General features: G+C 68.0%; 6 protein-coding genes. 3 read left to right on the top strand and 3 right to left on the bottom strand.

Annotated features, from left to right (window positions below; genetic code table 11):
* Positions 1–6: 6 nt before the first annotated feature.
* The 3 genes from P1K30_RS00585 to P1K30_RS00575 all read right to left on the bottom strand — a co-directional run bounded on the left by P1K30_RS00585 (position 7) and on the right by P1K30_RS00575 (position 3,948).
* Positions 7–795, bottom strand: a complete 789-nt coding sequence (locus tag P1K30_RS00585; protein WP_275630729.1) for an FAD binding domain-containing protein — start codon at positions 793–795, stop codon at positions 7–9.
* A gap of 89 nt (positions 796–884) precedes the next feature.
* Complete coding sequence (locus tag P1K30_RS00580; protein ID WP_275630728.1) at positions 885–3,248, bottom strand: xanthine dehydrogenase family protein molybdopterin-binding subunit; 2,364 nt, start codon at positions 3,246–3,248, stop codon at positions 885–887.
* A 214-nt stretch (positions 3,249–3,462) separates the two neighbouring features.
* On the bottom strand, positions 3,463–3,948 hold the full coding sequence (locus P1K30_RS00575; protein ID WP_275630727.1) for a (2Fe-2S)-binding protein: 486 nt from the start codon (positions 3,946–3,948) through the stop codon (positions 3,463–3,465).
* A gap of 236 nt (positions 3,949–4,184) precedes the next feature.
* Here P1K30_RS00575 and P1K30_RS00570 point away from each other — a divergent pair, with 236 nt between their 5' ends.
* The 3 genes from P1K30_RS00570 to P1K30_RS00560 all read left to right on the top strand — a co-directional run bounded on the left by P1K30_RS00570 (position 4,185) and on the right by P1K30_RS00560 (position 12,269).
* Positions 4,185–5,489, top strand: a complete 1,305-nt coding sequence (locus tag P1K30_RS00570) for an MFS transporter (protein WP_275630726.1) — start codon at positions 4,185–4,187, stop codon at positions 5,487–5,489.
* A 127-nt stretch (positions 5,490–5,616) separates the two neighbouring features.
* Positions 5,617–7,425, top strand: coding sequence for an autotransporter assembly complex protein TamA (locus P1K30_RS00565; protein ID WP_275630725.1), 1,809 nt, complete (start codon positions 5,617–5,619; stop codon positions 7,423–7,425).
* On the top strand, positions 7,425–12,269 hold the full coding sequence (locus P1K30_RS00560) for a translocation/assembly module TamB domain-containing protein (RefSeq protein WP_275630724.1): 4,845 nt from the start codon (positions 7,425–7,427) through the stop codon (positions 12,267–12,269). The genes P1K30_RS00565 and P1K30_RS00560 overlap by 1 nt, the downstream gene beginning before the upstream one ends.
* Positions 12,270–12,401: the final 132 nt, after the last annotated feature.

The following is a 12,401-nucleotide window of genomic DNA, read 5'->3' as shown; positions in this document are numbered from 1 at the left end:
CAAGGCTCACCCGGCGGCGGTCACGGCCCGCTTGGTCATCACCTTTACAAGGTGCGCGCGGTAGGCCGGCGTGCCGTGAATGTCGCCGATCATGCCGTCCGCATCGACCGACAGCCCGTCGACCGCATCCGCCGAGAAATTCGACGACAGCGCCTCTTCGGCCTCGGTCCAGCGGAACACACCTTCTTCCGACGCGCCGGTGATCGCCACCCGAACCCCGTCCGAGGTCTTCGCCACGAAGGCCGCCGTCAGCGGGAAGCGCGACGCCGGTTGCGCGAACTTGGCATAGGCCGCTTTCTCCGGAATGTTGAACTTGACCGCCGTGATCAGCTCGCCCTCTTCCAGCGCCGTCGTGAACATGCCCTGAAAGAAGTCATCCGCGTCGATCTCGCGCGTGTTGGTCACCACCGTGCCGCCCGAGCCCAGCAGGCCCGCCGGATAGCACGCCGCCGGGTCGTTGTTGGCCAGCGAACCGCCGATGGTGCCGCGGTTGCGCACCGCCGGGTCGCCGATGCCGCCAGCCAGCGCCGCCAGCCCCGGATAGCTCGACGCCGCCTCGGCAGCGACGGTGCCATGGGTGGTCGCGCCGCCGATGGTCAGAACGCCGCCCTCGGCGGACACGCCCTTCATCGACTCGATCCCCAAGGTCGACACAAGCGTGCCGGGCATCGCCAGACGCTGCTTCATCGTCGGGATCAGGGTCTGGCCGCCGCCAAGGGGCTGCGCCTCGTCGCCGGCCAGCGCCGCGACCGCGTCTTCGACCGTCGTTGGTTTCACCAGTTCGAAGTCGTACATCTCGTTTCTCCTTGCGAAGACCGGCCGGCCTTCATCTTGGTCCAAATTCTGTCATCCGGCGGCGGCCGCGTGGGACACCGCCGGAAGGATCAGCCGTTCATCGCCGCCCAGACCCGAGCCGGCGACAACGGCATGTCGATATGGGTCACATCCTTACCGTTTCTCTGCAGCGCGTCCACCACCGCATTGACCAGCGCGGGCGGAGATCCGATCGCCCCGGCCTCGCCACAGCCCTTCACCCCCAACGGGTTATGCGTGCAGGGCGTCTGGCAGGAATGATCGACCGTGAAGTTCGGCAGATCGTTGGCGCGCGGCATGGCGTAATCCATGTACGACGCCGAAACCAACTGGCCGTTCTCGTCGTAGACGCAGCTTTCAAGCATGGCCTGCCCGATCCCCTGCGCCAGCCCGCCGTGGACCTGACCTTCGACGATCATCGGGTTGACCACGTTGCCGAAATCGTCGGCGGCGGTGAACCGTTCGACCGTCACCTTGCCGGTGTCCGGATCGACCTCGACCTCGCAGATGTAGGCGCCCGCCGGATAGGTGAAGTTGGCCGGGTCGTAGAACGCGGTTTCCTCCAGCCCGGGCTCGATTTCGTCCAGCGGATAGTTGTGCGGCACATAGGCGGCAAGGCAGACGTCGCCCCACGCCACCGACTTGTCGGTGCCCGCGACGCTGAACGCCCCGTCCTTCAGTTCGACGTCGTCCGCCGAGGCCTCCATCAAGTGAGCCGCGATCTTCTTCGCCTTGGCGATGATCTTCTCGGTCGCCCGCACCATCGCGGACCCGCCCACCGCCAGCGAGCGCGAACCGTAGGTGCCCATGCCCATCGGCGTGTTGGCGGTGTCGCCATGCACGATCTCGACCTGGCTTTCGTCGATGCCGATCATGTCGGCGATCACCTGCGGAAAGGCCGTTTCGTGCCCCTGCCCGTGGCTGTGGCTGCCGGTCATGACCACCAGACCGCCGGTCGCGTTGACCCGGACCGTGGCGGATTCGTACAGGCCCGCCCGCGCGCCCAACTGCCCCACCAGCGCCGAGGGCGCGATGCCGCAGGCCTCGATGTAGCAGTTGATGCCAAGGCCGCGCCACTTGCCGTTCTTGGCGCTGTCCGCCGCGCGCGCGTCGAAGCCCGACACGTCGGCCAGGTCCAGCGCCTTGTCCAGCGTCGCGTCATAGTCGCCGGTGTCGTATTCCACCGCGACCGGCGTGGCATAGGGAAACTCGCGGATGAAGTTCCTGCGCCGCAGCTCTACCGGGTCGATCCCCATCTCGCGCGCCGCTTTGTCGATCACGCGTTCCAACTGGTACGTCGCCTCGGGGCGGCCCGCGCCGCGATAGGCGTCGACCGGCACCGTGTTGGTGAACACGGCCTTCACGTTCACGTAGATCAGCGGCGTCTTGTAGTTGCCGGCCATCAGCACCCCGTGCAGCCACGTCGGAACAGAGGTCGAGAAGGTCGACAGATACGCGCCCATGTTGGCGTGGGTGTCGGTGCGCAGCGCAAGGAAGGTGCCGTCCTTGTCCATCGCCAGTTCGATCTTCGTGACGTGGTCGCGGCCATGCGCGTCTGTCATGAAGGCCTCGGACCGGCTTGATGTCCATTTCACCGGGCGTTTCAACTGCTTGGCGGCGAAAGTGCAGAAGGCTTCCTCGGCATAATGGAAGATCTTCGACCCGAAACCGCCGCCCACGTCGGGCGCCACGACGCGCAACTTGTGCTCGGGGATGCCCAGCACGAAGGCGCCCATCAGCAGGCGGATGACGTGCGGGTTCTGGCTTGTGGTGTACAGCGTCGACTCGTCGCTGTGGGACGCGTAATCGCCCACGGCGACGCGCGGCTCCATCGGGTTCGCGACAAGGCGCTGGTTCACCAGTTCCAGCGTGGTGACGTGGTGCGCGCCCTTGATCGCCTCGTCCACCGCGTCGCGGTTTTCCTCGACGAAGCCCCAGTCGTAGCACAGGTTCGACGTCAGATCGTCGTGCACCTTGGGCGCATCGTCGGCCAGCGCCGCCTTCATGTCGATCACGGCGGGCAGTTCTTCGATGTCCAGCTCGATCAACTCGGCCGCGTCCCGGGCCTGTGCATAGCTTTCCGCCACCACCGCGGCGATCGGATCACCGACGTGACGGACCTTGCCCTGCGCCAGCACCGGGTGCGCCGGTTCCTGCATAGGGTTGCCGTGGCGGTCGGTCACCTGCCAGCCGCAGGGCAGCCCGCCGATACCTTCGAAATCGGCCCCGGTGAACACACGCAGCACGCCCGGCGCAGCTTCGGCGGCCGAGGTATCGACCTTCGTCAGCTTCCCGTGCGCCACGTCGGAGCGCAGAAAGTGCACGTAAGCCTGTCCGTTAATGTTGATGTCGTCGGTGTAACGTCCCTTCCCGGTCAGGAACCGGACGTCCTCGCGCCGCTTGTTGGCGGCCCCAATGCCATGATCTTTCGGCATCTTGATCTCCTCCCTATTGCGCGACGCGCCGTTCGGTCAGCCGCGGCTTTGGTACGTACCCTTTCCATCAGACGCCGGGGCTCCTCTCCCCGGCATCAAAGTTCCGCAATGCGGGGCGTCCCGAAGACCCCCGCCCCGTCGAAGGACCGGCACCGCGCCCGCGCATGGCCGGCCACGCGGGCCGGCAGGACCACGATAAGGCGGCGCGCCGTTGTCATTCGGCGGCGATGGCGCTGACGTCCTGACCGCTGGCGGCCATGATCGCCTTGACGATGTTGTGGTAGCCCGTGCACCGGCAGATGTTGCCTTCGAGATAATCGCGGATCTCGGTCTCGGTGGGCTTGGGGTTGTCCTTCAGCAGAGCCGCCGCAGACATCACCATTCCGGGGGTGCAGAAGCCGCATTGCAGGCCGTGGTGGTCCTGAAACGCCTGCTGGATCACGCTCAGCGAGCCATCGGCGTTCGCCATGCCCTCGATGGTTTGCACCTCGGCGCCATCGGCTTCTGCCGCGAACATGGTGCAGGCCTTCACCGCCTCGCCGTTGACGTGAACGATACAAGCCCCGCACTGCGACGTGTCGCAGCCGACGTGGGTCCCGGTCAGACCCAGCGGCCCGCGCAGGAAATCGACGAGAAGCGTGCGACCCTCGGCCTCGCCGGACGTGGGTTTGCCGTTCACCGTCATTGAAACTGTCGGCATGTGGGTTCCTCCCTGGTAGCTTTCGACTGGCTTTTGCAGGCAGGTAATCATGGGATTTCGCTTTTGGAAACCGGGTATGTGCGCCAAATCGCAAAATACTTCGCGGTCATTCGGTCGCGCTGGCCACATGTCGCGAACGCCGCGATGCAGCAGCACGCGAAGAATGGAAAGCCCCGGCAGCGCCGCTATGATCCTGCGCGAGTCTTCTTGCCGACCCTGACTTTGCCGGACCTGACATGCGCCAATTTCTTCCCATCTCCGCCCTGCTTCTTGGGTCTGCCTTCCTGTTGTTCGCTGGTGGCGTCAACGGCCTGATCCTGCCCGTCCGCGGCACCGCCGAGGGCTTTTCCAGCTTCTCGCTTGGCCTGCTTGGGACCGGCTGGGCCATCGGCTATGTGTCGGGCTGCCTTGCCACGCCGGGACTGGTGTCGCGCGTCGGGCATATCCGGTCCTTCGGGGTGATGGCCGCGCTGGCCGCGATCTCGATCCTTGCGTCGCTGCTGCTGTTGACGCCGTGGGCGTGGATTCCGCTGCGCGCGATCTCGGGCTTCTGCTTCGCGGGCGCGGCGATGATCGTCGAAAGCTGGCTGAGCGAGCGCGCCGCGCCGTCGGAGCGCGGGCGGGTGTTCGGCATCTACACGATGGTGAACCTGTTCTCGTCCACGGCGGGCCAGATGGTGCTGACGCTGGGCGACACGCGGGGGTTCCTGTTCTTCGTGGTCGGCGCGATCTTCTACTGCATGGCGCTGGTGCCCACCGCGATCTCGTCCAGCGCGTCGCCCAAGCCGCTGTTCAACGTGAAGATCGACCTGCGTGGCCTGCTGCGGAATTCGCCGGTGGCGCTGTTCGGCGTGTTTCTCGTCGGCATTTCCAACAGCGCCTTCGGAACGCTCAGCGCGGTCTACGCCGAACGCGTGGGGCTGGAACTGACGTCGATCGCGCTGTTCGCGTCGCTCCCCGTTCTGGCCGGCGCGGTGGCGCAGGTGCCGGTGGGCTACCTGTCGGACCGCACCGACCGGCGCTGGGTTCTGGTCGGGCTGGCCGTGGTCGCCGCCAGCTCGGAGCTGGCCTTCATCCTGTGGCAACCCGCCAACCAAGCCGCGAACCTTGCGTTGGCCGCAGGCTTCGGCGCCGCAATCTTCTCGATGTACCCGGTGATCCTTGCGCACGCGAATGACCACGCAGCCGAGGGCACCGCGATTCAGGTTTCGGGCGGCTTGCTGATGGTGTTCGGATTCGGGGGAATCGCCGGGCCGCTGATCGCCGGTGTCGGGATGTCACAGATCGGACCTGCGGGCCTGTTCGCCACTTCAATCGCGTCGCATATCCTCCTGATCCTGTTCACGGTCTACCGGATTCGAGCCCGCTCTGCGGTGCCCGATGCGGACAAGCAGTCGTTCTCGGCAACGCCGATGGCCAAGAACGCGACACCGGCGACGGCGGTGCTTGCGGCAAGCGACGCCGAAATTCGCGAAGAGTTGAACAGCGATCACGAACCCCCTGCGGACGCTCAGGAAAACACGCCCGAAAATCCGTCGTGACTTTCCTTGGCAGGCAGCTATCTAGTCCTAAAAGCCGCGTCGCGGGCTATTTGTGGTAGATGACCGCCGGAATGGCGGATAGCCTCGGGGCACTCCGGAGTTTTGCGGAGAATAAGGGGGCAGTAGCGTGAGAACCGACCTCGTCGGGTATTTCGGAAAGCTTGCGACGGCGACACTCGCCGGGCTTTTCCTGACAACCAGTGCACAGGCTTTGGATCGCATCCGGATCCACGTCGAAGGCAACGACGGCGATCTTGAGGACGCGATCGTCAGCGCCTCGCTCGTGGTGGCCGCCAAGACCGAAGGCCGGACCGAGGCAGACAACGTCTTCGCCTCGGCCCTGTCTGACTATGCCCGCCTGCTCGATGTGCTGTACGCCGAAGGTTATTACGGCGGCGTCATCAACATTTACGTCGACGGACGCGAGGCGGCGGCGACCCCGCTGCTGCGCGCGCCCGACCGGATCACCGAGGTCGCGATCAACGTGCGCCCGGGGCGTCCGTTCCGGTTCGGCGACGCCCGCATCGGCCCGCTGGCCCCCGGCACCGAGATCCCCGAAGGCTTCGCGCCCGGCCAGCCCGCAAGGGCCCCGGTGGTGCGCAGCGCCGTCGATGCCGCCGCCGACGGCTGGCGCGACGCGAGCCACGCCAAGGTCGAGGTCGCCGGCGAACGCGTCGTGGCCGACCACGAGAACGCGACGCTCGACAGCGTCATCGCGCTGAACCCCGGCCCGCCGGTCAAGTTCGGCCGTCTGGTGATCCAAAGCGAAAGCCGCGTCCGCGCCGAAGCGATCCGCCGGATCGCCGGGCTGGACCGCGGCGACCCGTTCTCGCCCGAGGAAGCCAAGCGCGTCGCCGACCGCCTGCGCCGTGCCGGTGCGTGGCGCGCCGTCGCGCTGGAAGAAGCCGACACGCTCAGCGCCGACGGCGAGATGGACATGCTTCTGACGCTGGAAGACGCCAAGCGGCGCCGGATCGGTGTCGGCGCCGAGGTGTCGTCGCTTGACGGTGGCCGCGTCACCGCGTTCTGGATGCACCGCAACATTTTCGGCGGCGCCGAACGTCTGCGCTTTGACGCCGAGGTCGCCAACATCGGCAGCGGCAACAGCGGCATGGACTACACGCTGGGCGGACGCCTGACCGTGCCCGCCCCCATCGGCCCCGAGACGACGGCCTTCACCTATGGCACGCTGGAACGTCTGGACGAGGCCGACTATCTGTCCGAACAGGTCGAGGTCGGCTTCGGCATCACCCGCCGCGTCGGCGGCAACTTCCAGCTCGACGCCTCGCTGGCCTATTTCTACTCGGAAACCGAGGACGCGCTTGGCGAACGGACCTTCTCGCTGTTCAAACTGCCGATCAGCGCCACCTACGACCGGCGCGACGACAGTCTGAACCCTAAGGAAGGGTTCTACGTCAATCTCGACATCACCCCCTTCGTCGGGCTGAACGACACCGAAAGCGGCGTGCGCACCTACGGCGACGCGCGCGGCTATTACGGGTTCGGCGACGATCAGCGCGTGGTTCTGGCCGGACGGTTGCAGTTCGGCTCTATCGCCGGGGCCAGCACCACCGGAACGCACCCCGACATGCTGTTCTATTCCGGCGGGTCCGGCACCGTGCGCGGCCATCCCTACCAGTCGCTCAACGTCGACCTCGGCGGCGGCGACACGCTGGGCGGCCGCAGCTTCCTTGGCTTCTCCGCCGAGGTCCGCACCGAGATCACCGACACCATCGGTCTCGTGGCCTTCGCGGACGCCGGCTATATCGGCGCGGAACAGTTCTATGACGGCAGCGGCGACTGGCACTCGGGCGCGGGGCTTGGCGTGCGCTACATGACCGGCATCGGGCCGATCCGGTTCGACGTCGCCTATCCCACCAGCGGTGACACCGGCGACGGTGTCCAAATCTACATCGGTATCGGGCAGGCATTCTGATGCGCCACCTTCTGTTGATTCTCATGCTGGCCCTGCCGGGTCAGCTTCTTGCTCAGGCTGACTCGGACAGCACGCCCGACGCCCCCGCCGAGGAAGAAGAACGCGACCGCGGCATCCTGCAGGCCTTCATCGAAGACAACCTGTCCGACGCCGGGCGCGACGTCCGGATCGAAGGGTTCAGCGGTGCGCTGTCCTCGAACGCGACGCTGGACAGCCTGACGATCTCGGACGACGACGGCGTCTGGCTGCGGCTGGAAGGCGCGGTGCTGAACTGGAACCGCTCTGCCCTCCTGCGCGGACGGGTCGAGGTGAACGAACTGTCCGCCGAACGACTGGTGATCGAGCGCGTGCCCGACACCGGCACCTCCGACGATCTGCCCACGCCCGAGGCGACGCCCTTCGCCCTGCCCGACCTGCCAGTGTCCATCGACATCGCCACGCTGGCCATCGAACGCGCCGAACTGGGCGAACCGCTTCTGGGCGAGGCCGTCGCGATCACGCTGGATGGCAGCGCCAGCCTTGCCGGCGGCGAGGGCGAAGCCGACCTGCAGATCACCCGGCTGGACGGCCCCGAAGGCGACATCGCCCTAGCGGGGTCCTACTCGAACGCCACCGGCGCGCTGAACCTCGACTTGTCGTTCCGCGAAGGCCCCGGCGGCATCGCCGCCAGCCTGATCGGCCTGCCCGGCGAGCCTGCGGTCGACCTGACCGTGCAGGGCGACGGATCCGCCGACGACTTCAACGCCGACATCCTTCTGCTGACCGATGGCGAGGAACGCCTCAGCGGCACCGCCACCCTTGGCGCGTTCGGCGCCGACGATGGCGAAGGCGAGGCCGACCGCAGGTTCGGTCTGGACCTTGCGGGCGACCTTGCACCGCTGTTCCTGCCCGACTACCGCGATTTCCTCGGCAACGACGTCGCGCTGACCGTGGCGGGCACCCTGCTGGGCGCGGGCGGTCTGGACCTTGAACAGCTGTCGGTGGAAACCCAGTCGCTGGTGCTGAACGGCGCCGTGCAACTCGACAGCGACAGCTGGCCCGTGCGCATCGACGTCACTGGCGCGATCACCCCGCCCGATGGCAACGAGGTGCTGCTGCCGCTTGCCGGACCCGAAACGTGGGTGCAGGGCGTCGAACTGGCGATCGACTTCGACAGCACCGACGGCGACACGTGGACCGCCGCGCTGACAGCCGACGGCTTCCGCCGCGACGGGATCGAGATCGGCCGCGCCGCCCTGACCGGACAGGGCGGCATCGTGCGCGGCGAAGGCAACGCCATCGGCGAGGTCACCGGCCAGATGGAACTGGACGTCGGCGGCATCGCCCTGCCCGACCCCGCGCTGCAGGCAGCCGTGGGCGAAACCGTGACCGGCGCGCTTGGCTTCGACTTCACCGAAGGGCAGACGCTGCGCTTTATCGGGCTGGACGTGACCGCAGGCGACACCGTGCTGACCGGCGACGCCACGCTGGACTTGCCCGAAGAAGGGCTAGGGCTGGACATCCTTGGCCGCGTCGGCCTGCGCGCCGGCGACCTGTCGCGCTTCTCCGCGCTGGCGGGGACCGACCTGTCCGGTTCGGCGGACCTGTCCGTCAGCGGCCGGATGGAACCCCTTAGCGGCAGCTTCGACCTGACGCTGGGCGGCAGCACCGGCGACCTTGCCATCGGCAACGCCGTGGTCGATCCGCTGATCGGCGGCGACGGCCAGCTTCAGGGCCAGATCACCCGCGACGAGGACGGCACCCGGCTGACCGACTTCGGCATCACCACGCCCGAGACGGAGCTGACCGCGACCGCCGACCTTGCCTCGGGCGACAGTCAGGCCCAGTTCGCGCTGCGCCTGCGCGAGGCGGGCCTTGTCGCCGAAGGGCTGGACGGCCCGGTCTCGCTGACCGGCACCGCCGTGCAGGTCGACGAGGACTGGACCCTGACCACCAACCTCGAAGCCCCCGGCGGCGTCCGCGCCGACATCGACGCCACCGTGTCGCTGCCCGACGGCGAACCCGGACCGGTCAACGGCATCGCCGAAATCGCCATCGCGGATCTTGCGGCCTATGCCGACCTTGCGGGCGCCGACCTGAACGGCGCCGCGAATGTGACGCTGGCAGGTCGCGGCGACCTGTCGGACATGAGCTTCGAAGCCAGCGTCAACGGCACCGCCACCGACGTTGCGATCGGAAACGACATCGCGGACACGCTAATGGCGGGCACCAGCACGCTGGCGATCGACGTGACCCGCGACGGGGACGGCACGCTGACCTTCCGCGACTCGCGGTTCGAAAACGATCAGGTCTCTGCCGATCTCGGCGGCACCATCGACGGCCAGACCGGCGCCATCGACTTCGATGCGCGGCTGGTGGACGTGGCGCTGATCCTCGACGACCTCAGCGGACCGGCGACGCTGACCGGCACCCTGAACCGCGACGGGCAGGACGTAACGCTGAACGGCGGCTTCTCGGCGCCGGGCAACACCGGCGGCACGGTCACCGCGCAGGTGACCCTGACCGACGACGGCCCCGGCCCGTTCCGCGCCAGCGGCGATGCGACGGTCGGCGACCTCGCCCCCTTCGCACCGCTGGCCGGTCTGGACCTGTCCGGCGCCCTGTCGCTGGACTTCGGCGCCCAAGGCGACCTGTCCGACCTCAGCGTCACCGCCGCGCTCAACGCCGAGGGCCGCAACCTTGGCACCGGCATCGCCGCCGTCGATCCGCTGATCGCTGGCGACAGCACGCTGGACGTCGCGGTCACCCGTGACGGCGACGGGCTGCTGACCTTCGACCGCGCCCGGTTCGACAGCGACCAACTGGCTGCCTCGGTCGAGGGCACGGTCGGCGCGACCACCGCCGACGTCGGCTTTGACGTGCGGCTGGCCAGCGCCGGCGCCGTGGCGCAGGGACTGACCGGCGCCATCGGACTGAACGGCCAGTTGACCCGCGACGGCGACGACCTTGCGCTGGACGCCGACCTGACCGGCCCCGGAGACACCGAGGGCCGTATCGACGGCGCGCTGACGCTGGTCGATGGCCAGCCCGGCCCCTTCCGCGCCGACGTCGACGCGGACATCGCCTCGCTCGCGCCCTTCGGCGCCATCGCGGGGCTGAACCTTGGCGGTGCCCTGTCGCTGGACGCCAGTGCGCAGGGCGACCTGTCGGACATGACCCTGACCGCCGACCTGTCGGCCACCGGCACCGGCCTGCGGTCGGGCATCGCGGCGGCGGACCCGCTGCTATCGGGCACCAGCGACCTGCGCGTCGCCGTGGCGCTTGATGCCGATGGCGTGCTGACCATCGACCGCGCCACCTTCGAGAACCCGCAACTGACCGCCGAGGTCTCGGGCCAGGGCAGCGCCGACACAGGCGGCTCCGGCCGCTACGACGTGCGGCTGGCCAACGTCGGCCTGCTGGCGCCCGGCATCAACGGCCCGGCCACCGCCTCGGGCACGCTGTCCTCGTCGGGGAACGGCTGGCAGATCGACACCTCGCTGACCGGCCCGGGCGGCATGTCCGGCACCACCTCGGGCAGCTTCGCGCAGGACTTCTCGACCGCCGACCTGTCGATCAACGGCAGCGCGCCGCTGGAACTGGCGAACGGCTTCATAGCCCCGCGCCTTGTCGACGGGCTGGCCCGGTTCAACCTTTCGCTGAACGGCCCCCTCGCGCTGAATTCGCTGTCGGGCACCGTGACCTCGAACGGCGCGGGCGTCACCCTGCCCGCGCTTCGGATCCGGCTGGCCCCGATGAACGTCACCGCGCAGCTTGGCGGCGGCCGCGCCAACATCACCGCCGAAACCGGCGTGTCGAACGGCGGCCGCATCACGGTGTCCGGTCCCATAACGCTCAGCGCACCGTTCAACGCCAACCTCGGGATCAACCTGCAACGCGTGGTCGTCGCCGAGCCCGGCTTTTACGAAACCACCGTCTCCGGCACCGTCGGGCTCGACGGCGGCCTGACCGGCGGCGCCAATATCTCGGGCGACCTCTCGCTGGACGCGGTCGAGGTGCGCATCCCCAACACCGGCGGCCTGTCCTCGGGCAGCCTGCCCAGCCTCGTGCACATCAACGAACCGGCCGAAGTGCGCCGCACCCGCGACCGCGCCGGCCTGCTGCGCGACATGGGCGATGCATCCGGTGGCGGCGGCGCCTCGGGCCCCGGCTATGGGCTCGACATCCTGATCCGCGCGCCGCAGCAGATCTTCATCCGCGGTCGCGGCCTCGACGCCGAGATGGGCGGCCAGATCCGGCTGGGCGGCACCACCAACAACATCTTCACCGAAGGCTCCATCGACCTGATCCGGGGCCGGCTCGACATCCTTGGCGAACGGCTGGAACTGACCGAGGGCAGCCTGCAACTGCAAGGCAACTTCGATCCCTACATCCGGCTGGTGGCCGCGACGGTGTCGGGCGACATCACGGTGCAGATCGTAATCGAGGGCTTCGCGTCAAACCCCGACCTGCAAGTGACCTCGCAACCGCAACTGCCCGAAGAAGAAGTCCTCGCGCGCCTCCTGTTCGACCGCGGGATCAAGGAAATCTCGGCGCTGCAGGCGGTCCAACTCGCCCTCGCGATCCGTACCCTTGCGGGCGGCGGTGGCGAAGGCATCGTCGGACGCCTGCGCACCAACGTCGGCCTCGACGACCTTGACGTCACCACCGACGCGGACGGCACCGCCGAGGTTACGGCGGGCAAATACCTGAGCGACAACCTTTATACCGACGTCACGGTGAACGCGACGGGCGAGACCGACGTCGAGCTGAACCTGCAGATCACGCCCTCCGTCACCGCGCGCGGCCGGGTCACCTCGACCGGCGACACCGGCATCGGGATCTACTTCGAACGAGACTACTGATCCGAAACGGCGAATTGGGGCTTTGCCCCGACTACCTCTAAGAAGTCGGGAGGCTTTGCCCCGATACCCTTAAAAAGGCGGGGGGAGCCGCACCGCAGGTGCGGCGGGGGCAGCGCCCCTTTCACGCGGGCC

It is taken from the genome of Psychromarinibacter halotolerans (assembly GCF_029168315.1).
Lineage (GTDB): Bacteria > Pseudomonadota > Alphaproteobacteria > Rhodobacterales > Rhodobacteraceae > Psychromarinibacter > Psychromarinibacter halotolerans.
Note: the sequence above shows the minus strand (reverse complement) of the source record. Positions and strands in the feature narration are given on the sequence as shown.